The organism is Tateyamaria sp. (assembly GCF_039945315.1).
Lineage (GTDB): Bacteria > Pseudomonadota > Alphaproteobacteria > Rhodobacterales > Rhodobacteraceae > Tateyamaria.
In genome coordinates, this window is record NZ_JBDUXB010000052.1 from 13699 (window position 1) to 29497 (window position 15799).

The 15799-nt window shown below is 59.1% G+C and carries 14 protein-coding genes and 1 tRNA gene; 7 read left to right on the top strand and 8 right to left on the bottom strand.

Translation table 11 applies throughout. From position 1 onward, the window contains the following. The first annotated feature begins 14 nt into the window (after nt 1-14). The gene (gene pobA / locus ABJD00_RS16120; protein ID WP_413832499.1) at nt 15-1184 is read left to right on the top strand and encodes a 4-hydroxybenzoate 3-monooxygenase; all 1170 of its coding nucleotides are present in this window, start codon (nt 15-17) and stop codon (nt 1182-1184) included. Between the two features lie 4 nt (nt 1185-1188). On the opposite strand, the gene ABJD00_RS16125 is transcribed toward pobA, so the two are convergent. Both ABJD00_RS16125 and ABJD00_RS16130 read right to left on the bottom strand, forming a co-directional pair. Beyond that, on the bottom strand, nt 1189-1890 hold the full coding sequence (locus tag ABJD00_RS16125; protein WP_413832501.1) for a UTRA domain-containing protein: 702 nt from the start codon (nt 1888-1890) through the stop codon (nt 1189-1191). Further along, nucleotides 1887-3251, bottom strand: coding sequence for a formimidoylglutamate deiminase (locus ABJD00_RS16130; RefSeq protein WP_413832503.1), 1365 nt, complete (start codon nt 3249-3251; stop codon nt 1887-1889). The genes ABJD00_RS16125 and ABJD00_RS16130 overlap by 4 nt, the downstream gene beginning before the upstream one ends. A 76-nt stretch (nt 3252-3327) precedes the next feature. Between ABJD00_RS16130 and hutI the strand changes: the two genes are divergently transcribed. The 4 genes from hutI to hutU are packed head-to-tail and all read left to right on the top strand — an operon-like array spanning nt 3328 to nt 8517. Next, nucleotides 3328-4521 carry an imidazolonepropionase gene (gene hutI, locus ABJD00_RS16135; protein WP_413832505.1) on the top strand — a complete coding sequence of 398 codons (1194 nt, stop codon included), beginning with the start codon at nt 3328-3330 and terminating at the stop codon, nt 4519-4521. Then, entirely contained in the window at nt 4518-6053 is a 1536-nt protein-coding gene (hutH, locus tag ABJD00_RS16140) for a histidine ammonia-lyase (RefSeq protein ID WP_413832507.1), read from the top strand. The genes hutI and hutH overlap by 4 nt, the downstream gene beginning before the upstream one ends. After that, entirely contained in the window at nt 6050-6850 is an 801-nt protein-coding gene (gene hutG, locus ABJD00_RS16145; protein WP_413832509.1) for an N-formylglutamate deformylase, read from the top strand. Before hutH ends, hutG begins: the two co-directional genes overlap by 4 nt. Beyond that, on the top strand, nt 6847-8517 hold the full coding sequence (gene hutU / locus ABJD00_RS16150; protein ID WP_413832511.1) for a urocanate hydratase: 1671 nt from the start codon (nt 6847-6849) through the stop codon (nt 8515-8517). Before hutG ends, hutU begins: the two co-directional genes overlap by 4 nt. Before the next feature lie 24 nt (nt 8518-8541). Here hutU and ABJD00_RS16155 read toward each other — a convergent pair whose 3' ends face one another. Both ABJD00_RS16155 and ABJD00_RS16160 read right to left on the bottom strand, forming a co-directional pair. Beyond that, nucleotides 8542-9585, bottom strand: a complete 1044-nt coding sequence (locus ABJD00_RS16155) for a LacI family DNA-binding transcriptional regulator (protein WP_413832513.1) — start codon at nt 9583-9585, stop codon at nt 8542-8544. A gap of 200 nt (nt 9586-9785) precedes the next feature. Then, a tRNA-Lys gene (locus ABJD00_RS16160) sits at nt 9786-9861 on the bottom strand. A gap of 98 nt (nt 9862-9959) precedes the next feature. On the opposite strand from ABJD00_RS16160, the gene dapF reads away from it, so the two are divergent. Next, nucleotides 9960-10799 carry a diaminopimelate epimerase gene (dapF, locus tag ABJD00_RS16165; protein ID WP_413832515.1) on the top strand — a complete coding sequence of 280 codons (840 nt, stop codon included), beginning with the start codon at nt 9960-9962 and terminating at the stop codon, nt 10797-10799. Then, the gene (gene mtaB / locus ABJD00_RS16170) at nt 10796-12043 is read left to right on the top strand and encodes a tRNA (N(6)-L-threonylcarbamoyladenosine(37)-C(2))-methylthiotransferase MtaB (RefSeq protein WP_413832518.1); all 1248 of its coding nucleotides are present in this window, start codon (nt 10796-10798) and stop codon (nt 12041-12043) included. Before dapF ends, mtaB begins: the two co-directional genes overlap by 4 nt. 86 nt (nt 12044-12129) lie before the next feature. Here the strand turns inward: mtaB and ABJD00_RS16175 are convergent, their stop codons facing one another. The 4 genes from ABJD00_RS16175 to ABJD00_RS16190 form a co-directional block, all read right to left on the bottom strand. Then, entirely contained in the window at nt 12130-12918 is a 789-nt protein-coding gene (locus tag ABJD00_RS16175) for a cytochrome c1 (protein ID WP_413832520.1), read from the bottom strand. 13 nt (nt 12919-12931) lie between these two features. Further along, nucleotides 12932-14275 (bottom strand): cytochrome b, encoded by a 1344-nt coding sequence (petB, locus tag ABJD00_RS16180; protein WP_413832522.1) that lies wholly within the window; start codon nt 14273-14275, stop codon nt 12932-12934. 14 nt (nt 14276-14289) lie between these two features. Next, nucleotides 14290-14853, bottom strand: a complete 564-nt coding sequence (gene petA, locus ABJD00_RS16185; RefSeq protein ID WP_413832524.1) for a ubiquinol-cytochrome c reductase iron-sulfur subunit — start codon at nt 14851-14853, stop codon at nt 14290-14292. 341 nt (nt 14854-15194) lie between these two features. Then, complete coding sequence (locus ABJD00_RS16190; protein ID WP_413832526.1) at nt 15195-15797, bottom strand: glutathione S-transferase; 603 nt, start codon at nt 15795-15797, stop codon at nt 15195-15197. Between the last annotated feature and the right edge of the window lie 2 nt (nt 15798-15799).

Genomic DNA, 15799 nt, shown 5'->3' on the forward strand with positions numbered 1-15799 from the left:
AAGGGCAGGGGATAATGCGCACACAAGTTGTGATCGTCGGCGGCGGGCCGTCCGGGTTGTTACTAGGGCAATTGCTGCACCTTGCCGGGATCGACGCGGTCATTCTCGAACGCAAATCGCGCGACTACGTTCTGGGCCGTATCCGCGCGGGTGTGCTCGAACGGGGGCTGGTAGACCTGATGGGTCAAGCTGGCGTCGATGCCCGGATGAAGACTGAAGGGTTCGTCCATGATGGCACGCTGATCGGTTATGATGGCGAAATGTTTCGGGTCGACTTTGCGCACCATACGGATGCGACTGTCATGGTCTATGGTCAGACCGAGGTGACACGCGATCTTTACGACGCGCGCGACGCCACCGGGGGCGACACCCGGTTTGAGGTCGAAAACGTGGTCATCTGCGACCCGGACACAGACTCACCTCACGTGACTTTTGATCATGGTGGTCAAAGCCACCGCATCGATTGCGATTTTGTCGCCGGATGTGACGGGTTTCATGGCGTTAGCCGCAAGACAATTTCAGATGCCGTGCGGACCGATTTTGAAAAGGTCTATCCTTTTGGCTGGCTCGGTGTGCTGTCTGAAACGCCACCTGTGAACGATGAACTGATCTATGCCAATTCAGCCCGTGGTTTTGCCTTGTGTTCGATGCGCAACGCGCAACTGAGCCGCTATTATATTCAGTGCGATACGGCTGACAGCCCGGACAACTGGTCCGATGACGCCTTCTGGGATGAACTGCGCCGCAGAATTCCGGAAGAGGCAGCAGAGACACTGATCACCGGTCCAAGTATCGAAAAATCGATCGCCCCCTTGCGTAGTTTCGTGACCGAGCCGATGCGCTGGGGCCGCTTGTTCCTGTGCGGGGATGCAGCACACATCGTGCCGCCGACCGGGGCCAAGGGGCTCAACACCGCCGCGTCGGATGTGCATTACCTCAACCAAGGTCTGCGACAGTTCTACGCCGACGGCGACAGCCACGGCATCGACACATATTCGCAAAAGGCGTTGGCGCGGGTCTGGAAAACGCAGCGCTTCAGCTGGTGGTTTTCAAACCTGATGCACCACTACCCGGGCCAGACCGAATTCGACAAAAAGATGCAACTGGCTGAACTCGCCTTTTTGCGCGACAGCCCAGAGGCGCAGGCCGCCATGGCGCTGAATTATGTTGGGCTGCCCTACTAAACGCCTACAATTTGGTGCGCATCTGGTGGCCCGGCGCAAACAGGAATCGAACCTTGGTGACAGACGCATCGCTATCCCACGTCAAACGGTCGACCGCAAACAGTGCGGCGCCCTCGGAGCACGCCAACAGTTCAGCCTCGTCCTCTCCCGCATTCACGGCTGAAAAGGCAATCTCACCGTCTGAGTAGGGCGCATGGCGCAACAGCCATTCATTGGCGCTCAGGTTTTGAAAGGGTTCATCCTGCGCGCCCGGAACCACTTGTAGATTGATCCAGCGGCTCTCCAGCGCATACGGCATATCATCCGCCAGATGCAGCGCTCGGATGTAAAGCATGACAGTTTCTGCGGGCATGCGCATCGCCGCGCTGACGTCCAGCGGAGGAACGCTCAAGGTCCGCGCGACCCTTTGATAGCTGTACTTTTGACCACGTTCTTCGATCTCATGCCGGATAACGGCGATGCTTAGGGTTGCCTTTGCAATGGGTTGCGCGGCCACGCGGGTCCCTGCCTTGCGGCGTCGATCCAGCCATCCGGCTTCGGCCAGGCTGCGCAAAGCGCGATTGACGGTTGAGCGCGCGCACCCAAATTCGACAGCCAGGTCTGCTTCGTTCGGGATCATCGCACCGGGTTCCCACACACGGGTGCGAATGCGGCGCAGGACTTCGTCTTGCACAGATTGCCAGTCGCGAAAGGCAGGTGAATTCATATGGCATCTCGCAAGGCGTCTAAGGTCTTTTTGTAAGCAGCGACAATGCGCAGGCGATGGATATGCGAACCATCACGCACCATGTGCCGACCGCCAGCCCACACGTCTTGAACCAAGCGGTCGCCAGACGCAAATATCCACGCATCAAGGATTTGATCAGCGCTGCGACCCCAAAGGTGTTCCGACGCTGTATCAAGCGCCATCAGGTCGGCCCATTGGCCCTCTGCGATCTGCCCGCTGGCGCGACCCGTTGCCTGCGCCCCGCCCCGCAGCATCTCATCAAACAACTGCCGTCCTGTGGATTTGTCCGTCGTGGCCAACGCTGCGCGAGACCCATCCCGCAATCGCTGCGAATAGTCGAGCGTGCGTAGCTCCTCACTCAGCGAAATACGGATATTGCTGTCCGAACCGATGGCAAATGTACCTCCTGCATCACACCACCGGACCCCATCAAAGATGCCATCGCCCAGACTGCTTTCAGTGATCGGGCAAAGGCCTGCAACCGCGCCCGATCGGGCCAGTCGTACAGTTTCGTCTGGTGTCATCTGCGTACAATGGATCAGACACCAGCGGTCCGTCACGTCCATATTGTCCAGCGCCCATGTCACGGGGCGGGACTGTAGATGTTGCTGAACTTCGTCCACTTCAGCGCGCTGTTCAGCCAGATGCATATGGATAGGACCACTTGGGAACAGGTCTGTGTAGGTGGTCAGGTCTTGCGTCCCGACAGCGCGCATCGAATGTGGGGCGACGCCCGATGTTGCATCCTCAGGCAAGTGCAGAAGAGAGGTGGCCGCATCGCCACAAAGCGATTGGAACCGCTCCATCGAATTGCCAAAGCGGATTTGACCGGGCCCCAAAGCACGCCGATCACATCCGCCAAACTCATAGTGGACAGGAAGCAGACACAGCCCGATCCCTGTCTGTGCAGCAGCAGCACATATGCGTTCAGATGTTTCAGCGAGCGCATCATAGGGTGCACCGCCCGGTTGATGGTGGAGGTAATGGAACTCGGTATTCGTGGCATATCCCGCTTCCAGCATCTCCATCTGAACAAGCGCAGTAATTGCCTCGATATGATCCGGGGTCAGTCGGTCCAGAAACCGGTACATCAGTTGGCGCCACGTCCAGAAACTGTCGGTCGGATCGGACCCACGCGCTTCCGTAAGGCCGGCCATCGCGCGCTGAAAGGCGTGGCTGTGAACGTTGACGGGGGCGGGCAACAGGCAGGGCACAGTCGTTCCGGCCCGTGGAACGGACGACACAACTGAGTGAATACGGCCATGCGCATCGACTTCCACGTGGACCTCTTCCGCCCAGCCAGACGGCAGCAAAGCCGTTTCAGCCCAGATCGTTTGCATTACCGCCTCGCTTGACAGGTTTATATGTGCATACATAAAAACATTAAAGCCAACCTACCGCAAGTGAGTCGCCCCAGTGCTTTTGACCAACGCCACCATTACCACATTGCGTACCGACGACACGTTCGGCCTGATCGAAGCGGGCGCCGTCGTGTTGGACGGTGACCGCATTTCGTGGGTCGGAGCGGAACGGGACCTCCCCGATACCTACGCCTCTCTCCCAGTACGGAATTTGGACGGTCGGCTTGTGACGCCGGCATTGATCGACTGCCATACCCACGTCGTGTTTGGCGGCAATCGGGCCGCAGAGTTCGAACAGCGACTGAACGGAGCCAGCTATGCTGAGGTGGCCAAAGCAGGTGGCGGGATTGTCTCTACCGTCAAGGCCACGCGCGCGGCTGACCCTGAAACTCTCCTCGCCGATGCGCTGACACGTGTTGATGCGTTGATTGCCGAAGGCGTCACGGTGATCGAGGTGAAGTCCGGATACGGCCTTGATCAGGACACTGAGTTGAAAATGCTGCGGGTTGCACGCCAGATCAGTGCCAAGCGCCCCGTGGACATTCGCACCAGCTTCCTGGGCGCGCATGCGGTCCCGCCAGAATTCATCGGCGATCCGGATGCGTATATCGATACTGTGTGCATCCCAACGCTACGCGCCGCCCATGCCGAAGGGTTGGTGGATGCAGTGGATGGATTTTGCGAAGGCATCGCCTTTGACACTGAACAGATCAAACGAGTCTTTGACGTCGCCGGAGAATTGGGCCTGCCGGTCAAACTGCATGCGGAACAACTGTCGCATATGGGTGGGGCGCAATTGGCGGCGCGCTACGGGGCGTTAAGCGCGGACCATGTTGAGTACACGACTGAAGCTGATGCTAAATTCATGGCCAAGGCAGGTACTGTCGCAGTTCTGCTGCCGGGCGCATTCTACACTTTGCGAGAAACTCAATCCCCGCCAATCGAGGCCTTTCGCACCCACCGCGTGCCCATGGCACTGGCGACGGACTGCAACCCCGGCTCTTCCCCTCTGGCATCGCTGTTGCTGGCGATGAACATGGGTTGCACCCTGTTTCGGCTAACCCCGCTCGAGGCGCTGTTGGGCGTCACGGCACATGCGGCCACCGCGCTGGGCCTGACCGACCGAGGCAGGATCGCGCCCGGAGCGCAGGCCGATCTGTGTGTTTGGGACGTGCAGCATCCGGCAGAACTGGCCTACCGCATCGGGTTCAACCCGCTGCATACGCGAATTTTCAGGGGGCAGCTATGATCCTGATACCGGGAGAGACCACGCTTGCGCAATTAAACATCATCAGGTCAGAGCAGGGCCCCGTGGCCCTTGATCCGTCATCCCACGAAGGGATCAAAGCCGCTACCAAAGCAGTGGAACTGGCCGCCGCCGGCGATCAGGCCGTTTATGGGATCAACACAGGCTTTGGCAAACTCGCAAGCGTCAAGATTGCGCCTGCGGACGTCGCCCGTTTGCAGCGCAACCTGATCCTGTCCCACTGCTGTGGCGTGGGCGATCCGCTGGATTCTGCTACTACGCGACTGATGATGGCCTTGAAACTGCTGTCCCTCGGGCGCGGAGCCTCGGGTGTAAGCATGGGCATCATCTCGCAGATCGAAAGGATGCTCGCCAAAGATGTCCTGCCGATTATCCCATCCCAAGGGTCAGTTGGGGCGTCGGGAGACCTGGCCCCATTGGCGCATATGGCCGCCGCCATGATGGGCGAGGGTGAGTCAACTTTCGAAGGCCAACGCATGCCTGCTGACCGGGCGCTCAAGCAGGCAGGGCTGTCCCCTGTCACGCTTGGGGCCAAGGAAGGGCTCGCCCTGATCAATGGCACACAGTTTTCGACTGCCTGCGCGCTTGTCGGCCTTTGGGGGGCTTGGCAAAATGCTGCGACCTCCGTTGTCACCTGTGCACTTTCGACGGACGCGATCATGGGGTCCACTGCTCCCTTACAGGATGCGATCCATACCTTGCGCGGCCATGCGGGGCAGATTGCCGTGGCGCGCGCGCAGCGTGACCTCATGCAAGGCTCGGAAATCCGGGACAGTCACCGTGACGGGGACACCCGAGTGCAGGACCCTTATTGCATCCGCTGCCAACCGCAAGTGATCGGTGCCACTATGGACCTGTTGCACTTTGCCGGGCGTACTTTGGAGGTTGAGGCCAACGCGGTCACCGACAATCCGCTGGTGCTGGTGGACGATGATCTGATTGTGTCCGGGGGTAATTTTCACGCTGAACCGGTGGGCTTTGCCGCTGACCAGATCGCCATCGCAATTTCTGAAATCGGGGCCATCGCACAGCGCCGCGTCGCCCTGATGGTGGATCCGACACTGTCCTTTGACTTGCCCCCGTTCCTCACTCTGGATCCGGGTCTGAATTCCGGTCTGATGATTGCCGAAGTCACAACGGCTGCGCTGATGAGCGAAAACAAGCATCTGGCCAACCCCTGCACGACCGACAGCACGCCAACCTCCGCCAATCAGGAAGACCACGTGAGCATGGCCGCCCATGCCGCGCGTCGTCTGGAGCGGATGAACGCCAACCTCAACGTGATTTTGGGGGTCGAAGCGATCTGCGGCGCACAAGGTATTGCCTTTCGTGCGCCCTTGCAGACCAGCAAACCCTTGCAGCAGGCCATCGACGTGCTGCGCCGCGATGTGCCAGCGATTGGCAATGACAGGTACATGGCCCCCGACATCGAAGCCGCCGCGCGTTTTGTTGCCACCGGTGCGCTGTGTGATGCAGTAACCTTGCCAGCTTTCGTCAAAGGACACGACGCATGACGCCCGTCACCGTCATTCAGGGAGACGGCCCACTTGTCCTCGGCATCCCCCATGCGGGCACGTATGTGCCGCCAGAAACCATGGCCAACCTGAACAGCAATGGGCAGGCGCTCCCGGATACGGATTGGCACATTGATCAACTCTACGCCGATCTGTTGCCGGGGTTGGGTGTGGTGCGGGCGAACTTTCACCGCTACGTCATTGATGCCAACCGTGATCCGACAGGAGCGAACCTCTACCCCGGACAGAATACCACGACGCTGGTGCCGCTGACCGACTTTGATGGGGAGCCGATCTGGACCAACCCGCCCACCGATGCTGACATTGAAACCCGACGGGCAAACTACCACGCTCCATATCACGCAGCACTGCGGTCCGAACTGACCCGAGTTCAGGCCAAACATGGCATCGCAATCCTGTATGACTGCCACTCTATTCGCTCACATATTCCCTTCCTCTTCGATGACACACTGCCCGATTTCAACATTGGCACGGACCAAGGGAAAACCTGTGCACCGCAGATCACGGAGGTTGTTCAGGGCATTTGCAAGACTGCGCCCGGGTATTCATCTGTCCTGAACGGGCGCTTCAAAGGTGGGTGGACCACACGGCATTACGGCCAACCAGCAAAGGGCGTCCACGCGATCCAGATGGAACTGGCCCAATCCAAGTATCTGCAAAACGAAGCTGCCCCGTGGACCTATGACGCGACCAAGGCCGCAGGCCTGCGCCACCACCTGACCCACATTCTGGCAAGCCTGACTGCGCTTGCCCCAACTCTAGGAGCCTCCTCATGACGTCCCCCCGCCACAACATCCGCGACGTCTTTGCCCCCACCGGCCCGGACATCACCGCCAAAAGTTGGCTGACCGAAGCGCCTATGCGCATGCTGATGAACAACCTGCACCCGGACGTGGCCGAGAACCCGCACGAACTGGTGGTCTATGGGGGTATCGGCCGGGCCGCGCGGACGTGGGAGGATTTCGATCGGATCGTCGCCGCGCTCAAAGACCTCGAGGACACCCAAACCCTGCTGGTGCAATCGGGCAAACCCGTGGGCGTGTTCAACACACACAAAGACGCCCCCCGCGTTTTGATCGCCAATTCCAACCTCGTCCCGCACTGGGCCACTTGGGAACACTTCAACGAACTCGATAAGCGGGGCCTCGCGATGTACGGGCAAATGACTGCTGGATCGTGGATCTATATCGGGACGCAAGGGATCGTGCAGGGCACTTATGAGACCTTCATGGAGGCGGGGCGGCAGCACTACGACGGCAACCTAACAGGCCGGTGGATCCTGACCGGCGGGCTGGGCGGCATGGGCGGGGCGCAACCACTTGCTGCCGTGATGGCCGGGGCATGCTGTCTGGCGGTGGAATGCGATGAAACACGGGCCGATTTCCGACTGCGAACCCGGTATGTCGATGAAAAGACGCATGATCTCGACACCGCTCTGGCGATGATTGAGGAATGGACCCAAGCAGGCCAAGCCAAATCGGTCGCCCTCATCGGCAACGCGGCCGACGTCTTTCCCGAACTGGTCAGGCGCGGTGTCAGACCAGACATGGTCACGGACCAGACCTCGGCGCATGATCCCATCCACGGCTACCTGCCACAGGGTTGGAGCGTTGCAGAGTGGCGCGCCAAACAAGAGACCGCACCCAAAGAGGTCGAAAAGGCCGCGCGTGCGTCCATGAAGGTACAAGTCGCTGCGATGGTGGATTTCTGGAACGCAGGCGTGCCGACGCTGGATTACGGCAACAACATCCGGCAAGTCGCGCAAGAAGAAGGGCTGGAAAATGCATTCGCTTTCCCCGGCTTCGTGCCCGCATACATCCGCCCGCTGTTTTGCCGCGGGATTGGACCTTTCCGGTGGTGTGCACTGTCGGGCGATCCTGAAGATATCTACAAAACCGACGCCAAGGTGAAAGAGCTGGTAGACGATCCGCACCTGCACAACTGGCTCGACATGGCACGGGAACGGATCGCGTTTCAGGGGCTACCCGCGCGTATCTGCTGGGTGGGTCTGGGTGTGCGGCACAAACTGGGGCTGGCGTTCAATGAGATGGTGAGGACCGGCGAACTCTCCGCTCCGATCGTGATTGGACGGGACCACCTTGATTCAGGGTCTGTCGCCTCTCCCAACCGCGAAACCGAGGCGATGAAAGACGGCTCTGACGCGGTTTCTGACTGGCCGCTGCTGAACGCGATGTTGAACGTCGCAAGCGGGGCGACTTGGGTGTCGCTGCACCACGGGGGCGGGGTTGGTATGGGCTTTTCCCAGCACTCTGGCATGGTGATCTGCTGTGATGGGACAGAAGACGCAGACAGGCGGATCGCCAATGTGCTGTGGAACGATCCGGCGACAGGCGTGATGCGGCACGCCGATGCCGGGTATCAGGATGCTCTGGATTGCGCGCGCGATCAGAGGCTGAACTTGCCGGGAATCCTCGGGGGATAACGGAAGCGCCAACCGCCCGGTTGATCACGCGGATTCGCGCACCTTTATGTCCCCATCGAGCAGTTTTACAAACTGCCCTTCCGGCATTTGCTGTGCATGGATAGCACCGACAAGGCGGGACACGGCTGTGCGTCCAATCTCATCAACATTCTGGGCGACCGTGGTCAGGCTTGGGACGGTGTAGGGGCACAAGGGATAGTCGTCGTGCCCCATGATGCGCAACCCGCCCACACGCTTGCCACCCGGTTCCAAACCATGGGACGCGGCGGCACGCAGGGCGCCAATGGCGACACGGTCGTTCACGCACAGAATTGAGGACTCAATCAACCGACCCGCCGCAAACTCGCGGTCCAGAACGGCCTGGCCGTGGGCCTCAAACAACCCAATGTCCTGAATCATCTCGGTTCCGATGATGTGTGGCTCAAAGCCCAACTCATTCATCTTGGCGATATAGGCATTCTCGCGCTCCATCGCGTTAAAGTTCACGCGCGGCATGGCAAGAAACACAGGCGGCGCACCCACGCGGCACAGGTATTCCGTGGCCAAGCCAGTGCTCTGATCGTGGTTGGTGCCTACAAAATCCACATCCGGCATGTTCTTAGGACGCGAATCAAACAGCATGAAAGGCATGCGGGCGCGCAGCCGGTCGTGAACCTTCATATCACTGTGGTTGCCCAAAGGGGCAACAAGGGCCCCATCAACACTCATCGACATAAACGTTTCGGCCGCACGGGCCTCGATCAGCGGGTCGGAATGGGAACACTGTGTGATAACAGTGAAACCCGCGTCCATTGCGGCACGTTCAATGGACTCCAGAAGTTTGGTAAAAAACAGATCGTTCAGGTAGGGAATGATAACGCCGATCATCCCGGTCGTCTTGCGATTGAGACGCGTGGCAAAAAAATTCGGAACATATTCGACGCGTTCCAGACCTTCGGCGATACGCGCGCGCGATGTCTTGCTGACGCGTTCGGGGTCCTGAAAAAAACGTGACAGGGTGGGCCGAGAGACACCTATAGCGACGGCCAGTTCCTCCATCGTGTCGATGCGTTTCTTGTGTTCCTGCACAGATCGGCCTCCCCTGCCTCTGCTCTGGCTCGCAAAAACACCGTGGCATGGCCAGATATTTTAACGTGCGCAAAAATTGTCGGTCATCTGTTCCATAAATGCAAGAACTGAGGTGGGTTTCATCGTTTTTAGATGATGCAAGCGAGGGAGAGTTCTGTCGCTCACTCCCAAAGACGGACAAAACGTTTGCATGGGAAAAGTGGTGAGCCGTGCAGGGTTCGAACCTGCGACCCGCTGATTAAAAGTCAGCTGCTCTACCAACTGAGCTAACGGCCCCACTAGGCGGCCTATCTAGAAAGGGTGGGCAGTCGGGTCAAGCCGATTCTGTGCTCATTTTCTGCGACATACTGGATTCCCCAAATGCGCGGCGTTATATGCGCGCAATGCATGATCCACTCTCCTCTCAATGGCCCTTCATGAAGATGCATGGGCTGGGCAACGACTTTGTCGTTGTGGACGCGCGCGCGCAACCTGTGTCGCTGGACGCGCCGCTGGTCCGTGCGCTGGCTGACAGGCATCGCGGTGTGGGGTTTGATCAGCTTGCGCTGATCACCGAGGGCGACGATCTGACGATCACCTTTTATAACGCGGACGGGTCGCACTCTGCAGCTTGTGGCAATGCGACTCGTTGCATCGCAGCTCGCGAAATGGCGCAAAGCGGCGCTGATCGCCTCAACATCACCATCACCGGGCGCGGGTCCTTGCAGGCGGTACGCGACGCGGACAAGGTGACGGCAGTCAATATGGGCGCGCCGATGCTGGACTGGCAGGATATTCCGCTTGCCTCCGATGTGGACACGCTGGCCTTGCCGATCGAAGGCTCCCCTGTCGCCACAGGCATGGGCAACCCGCATTGCACCTTCTTCGTAGAAGATGTCAGTGCAATAGATCTGGCAACGCGGGGGCCTCAGATCGAACATCACCCGCTGTTTCCAGAACGCACCAACGTACAGTTTGCACAGATCATCGGGCCGGATCACATCCGTATGCGGGTGTGGGAACGCGGCACCGGGATCACATTGGCCTCTGGCTCGTCGTCCTGCGCTGTGGCCGTCGCAGCAGCGCGCAAGGGGCTGACAGGGCGCACAGTGCGCATCGATCTGGATGGCGGCACTCTCAACATCGACTGGCGCGACGATGGCGTTTGGATGTCGGGACCAACCGCACACGTCTTCGACGGGGTGTTGACCCAAAGTTTTCTGGACGGGCTATGAGCGCGCCTGTCTTTTCCAACCACGGCTGCCGTCTCAACGCCTACGAAACCAAAGCGATGGAAGAGCTGGCAGAACAAGCCGGCTTGCGCGATGCGGTCATAGTCAACACATGCGCCGTGACGGCAGAGGCGGTGCGAAAGGCGCGTCAGGACATCCGCAAGTTGCGCCGCACCAACCCGGACGCCAAGCTGATCGTAACGGGCTGCGCCGCGCAGACAGAGCCCGACACATTCGCAGCAATGGACGAAGTCGACGCTGTCATCGGCAACACCGAAAAAATGCAGGCGAACACGTGGGCGGCGCTGTCAGGGGATTTCGGAACTGAAGCAGTTCAGGTCGATGATATTATGTCGGTCACCGAAACTGCCGGACACCTCATCGACGGGTTCGGGACGCGCTCCCGGGCCTATGTACAGGTCCAGAACGGGTGCGATCACCGCTGCACCTTTTGCATCATCCCGTTCGGGCGGGGCAATTCGCGGTCCGTCCCTGCCGGTGTCGTTGTGGACCAGATCAAACGCCTCGTGGATCGTGGGTTCAACGAGGTGGTGCTGACGGGCGTCGACCTGACGTCCTGGGGGGCTGATCTGCCATCAACGCCCCGCTTGGGTGATCTGGTGCAGCGCATTCTGAAACTGGTGCCGGACCTGCCGCGCCTCCGGATCAGCTCGATCGACTCGATCGAAGTGGATGAGGCGCTGATGCAGGCCATCGCGACCGAGGAACGGCTGATGCCGCACCTGCACCTCAGTCTCCAGCATGGGGATGATCTGATCCTCAAACGGATGAAGCGGCGGCACCTGCGCGACGATGCCATCCAGTTCGCGCAAGAGGCACGCAAACTGCGCCCAGATATGACCTTTGGGGCGGATATCATCGCAGGGTTCCCGACCGAGACTGAGGCGCATTTTGAAAATGCGCTGGCCCTTGTGTCGGAGTGCGACCTGACATGGCTGCACGTCTTCCCCTATTCGCCTCGCCCCGGCACGCCCGCAGCGCGTATGCCACAAGTGAATGGCACTCTGATCAAAGAACGCGCCGCGCGCCTGCGTGCGGCCGGGCAGGCACAAGTCACCGAACACCTGTCAAAACAGGTTGGCAAAACGCACCGCGTGTTGATGGAAAGCGCGACCATGGGCCGGACAGAGCAATTCTGCGAAGTCATATTCGAGACGCCTCAGGCTGAAGGCGCGATTGTCGACGTGACGATAACGGCGCGGACAGACACACAACTCGTCGCCTAACCAAGGCGCACGAAGCGTACGCACCCCACAAAAGAAAAAGCCCCGCCAACTAGCAGGGCTCTCTCAAATTTCAAAGGGCGTTGGCGTTACTTTTTGTAGCGCGACTTCACAGGCGCCCAAATGCGCTTGTTTGTGAGGTAGAGCAACACTGACAGAACTGTCAGGAACAACACGCCAACAAATCCAGCTTGCTTGCGAGCCACCAGTTTCGGCTCAGCTGTCCACATCAGGAATGCAGAGACATCCTCAGACAAGTGATGCAGGTCTGTGGCGTGACCGTCTGCAAATTCGACGTCATCCCCATAAAGAGGAGGTGCCATGGCAATCCAGCCACCGGGGAAGATGGTATTTTCGTACAGGACAGAGCCTGCCTCTTCCTTCTCTTCACCGGTATACCCGGTCAAAAGGGCGGTGATGTACTCAGGGCCACCAATACCGTTCATCAACTGGTTGATGCCCAGACCGTAGGGGCCGTGAAAGCCCGCGCGCGCTTTGGCCATCAGGCTCAGGTCAGGTGCATTTTCCAGAGCAGACGCCGGAAAGTGGTCACTTGGCGTGGCCGTCCGAAAGTCGTCCAACTCAGCGTCAAACACCTCGTAGAATTCCGCGTATGCACGAACCTGATCCTCTGGCAGAGCGGGGCCGCCCTCATCGCCCAGCGTGCGCAGAGGCACGAATTTCAGACCATGACAGGCGGCACAGATCTCTGTGTAGATCTGCAATCCGCGCTGCAACTGGTTCTGATCATAGGACCCGAACGGACCGTCAAATGAGAAATCAACATTCTCAACGTGACCTGACGATCCGCCAGCTGCGAATGCGCTGGTGGACAGCATGACCGCTGCCACCACACTTGCTGCAAGTTTCTTGAACATTTGCAGTCTCTCCTTATTCCGCTGGCTGCGCCGATGGGGCAGCGCCCGCATCGTCGCCACCATAATGTGCGGCAAAGTCTTCTTCGATGGTCGCGGGTTGCGCATCCGGTTTCTCGATCACGCCAAGCAATGGCAGGATGACGAGGAAGTAGGCAAACCAGTAAGCCGAGGCGATCAACGAGATCGTATTGTAAGGCTCCTCAGCAGGCATGGCTCCCACCCACATCAGGACAAAGAAGTCCACGACCAGCAACCAGAACCACCACTTGAGCATCGGGCGATAGCGTGCCGAACGGACCGACGACGTGTCGAGCCATGGAGACAAGGCCAGAACCACGATCGCACCGAACATCGCCATCACACCAAAGAACTTGGCGTCTACGATGCCACCGGTCAGGAACCCAGCCAGTTGCACGACCCAAACTTCGTCGGTGAAGGCACGCAGGATCGCGTAGAAGGGCAGGAAGTACCATTCCGGAACGATGTGTGCAGGTGTCGCAAGCGCGTTGGCTTCGATGTAGTTGTCCGGGTGACCAAGGAAGTTGGGCATAAAGCCAACAATCGCAAAGAACACCACAAGGATCACGGCCAGAGCGAACAAGTCTTTGATCACGAAATAGGGCCAGAAAGGCAGTGTGTCTTTCTCTGCTTCTTCCTTGCTGCCACGGCGAACCTCAACACCTGTCGGGTTGTTGTTGCCCGTAGTGTGGAAGGCCCAGATGTGTACGATTACCAGACCGGCAATCACGAAGGGCAGCAGATAGTGCAGGCTGAAGAAGCGGTTCAGCGTGGCATTGTCCACGGCTGGCCCGCCAAGCAACCAGGCTTGCAGCGATTCACCGATGAACGGGATCGCGCCAAAAAGGCCGGTGATCACTGTCGCACCCCAGAAAGACATCTGCCCCCATGGGAGAACGTAACCCATAAAGGCAGTGCCCATCATCAAAAGGTAGATCAGCATGCCGATCACCCACGTGATTTCGCGGGGCGCCTTGTAAGAGCCGTAGTAGAGGCCGCGGAAGATGTGCGCATAAACGGCGACAAAGAACAGCGACGCGCCGTTCATGTGAATATAGCGCAGCATCGCGCCCCCATTCACGTTACGCATGATGTGCTCAACAGACGAGAACGCGTAGTCCACATGCGGCGTATAATGCATGACCAGCACGATGCCGGTGATGATTTGCAGCGCCAGACAGAATGTCAGAACGATGCCCCAGATCCACATCCAGTTCAGGTTCTTGGGCGTGGGGATCATCAATGTGTCGTACAAAAGGCCTACGATAGGAAGACGCTTTGCCAGCCCCTTTTCCCATGCTGCCTTTGGTTCATAATGGTCGTGAGGAATTCCACCCATGGTATAGCTCTCCCTTAACCCAGTTTGATCGTGGTTTCGTCCACGAATTCGGCGACAGGCACCGGCAGGTTGCTCGGTGCAGGGCCGCGACGAATACGGCCCGAAGTGTCGTAGTGTGAACCATGGCAGGGGCAGAACCAGCCGCCAAAGTCGCCCGCATCGCCCAGAGGCACGCAGCCAAGGTGCGTACAGACACCGATCATAACCAGCCATTCGCCGGCTTCATCGAGCGACCGGTTTTCGTCAGAAGCATCCGCACCCAATGGGGCGTTTGCGTTTTCCGAGGCCTGATCCGGCAGGTCGGACAATTCAACTTCGCGTGCCGCGGCAATCTCTTCTTCCGTGCGACGACGGATAAAGACAGGTTTGCCCAGCCATTTGACGGTCAACTGCGTGCCCGGTTCCACGGTGCTGACGTCTACCCGGATAGATGACAGGGCCAAAACGTCAGCCGACGGGTTCATCTGATTGACCAGCGGCCAGATTGCGGCACCGGCAACAACTGCGCCTGCGCCACCTGTGGCGTAGTACAGAAAATCGCGGCGTTCGCCGTCGTGTTCTTGTTCTGCGTGGGACACGGGGGTTTTCTCCAGTTTCCAAGCGACCCCGAGGGGCCAATGACATATCCGGCCACGCGCGAAGCGTCACCAATGTTGTCGAGCTATCTAGCGCCGTCGGCGAGCCACGTCCAGCGTGCAATCTGCCGCACGTGGTCGCAGGGCAAAGGGTTTAACCCTTTGTTAAGACTCAAGGACCGCGCGCTGCATTAATCCCGGGGTGGGTGTACTACCGGTGCACAGGGTGTGTACGTCCTGTGCACGACCAGTGCACACCTGATTCCCCTGTTTTTATGGCGTTAACCCGTGATTCGATTGCTTGGCGAGTTTTGGGGCTGCGAACGTTGCGCAAATTGGGCCGTTCAGGGAATTGTGGCGACCATCGAAGGACGCGCCGAAAATCCCTCATACCAAGCTGCAAGCATCGCGCGTCCTTGCCGCCAGTCCCGGGCCTCGTGGCGAAAGTCGAGGTATCCAAGCGCGCAAGCGACCGAGATATGCCCGGCGCCGACTGGTCCGGACAAGTGGCTCATCCAGCGGGTGTTGAGCGCATCAAGGCCATGCGCCACTTTGCCCCACTGCGCCTCGATCCAAGGCTCGGACACTTGCTCGGGATCCCGCAGTCGGATTTCGTAAACCATGGACACGGCGCTATCCATGATCCCGTCGCCAGTGGCTTCCAACGTCAGCGTTTCCCAACGGCGACCGTCCTCGGGGTACATCCCGCCCTGATAAAGATCGTCCAGAAAGGCTGTTATCACCCGACTGTCATATAGAGTCACGCCCTCGGGTCGCTCCAGTGCGGGCAGGCGCGCGAGTGGATTCGCAGCCATCAGGTTTGCATCCGACGCAAGCGCCGTGGTGGTGACCGTGGCCAGTTCGACATCATCGATCTTGCCCAATTCATGAAGCAAAACAACAACTTTGCGCACAAACGGCGAGGCGGGCGAGTGATACAGTTTCATAA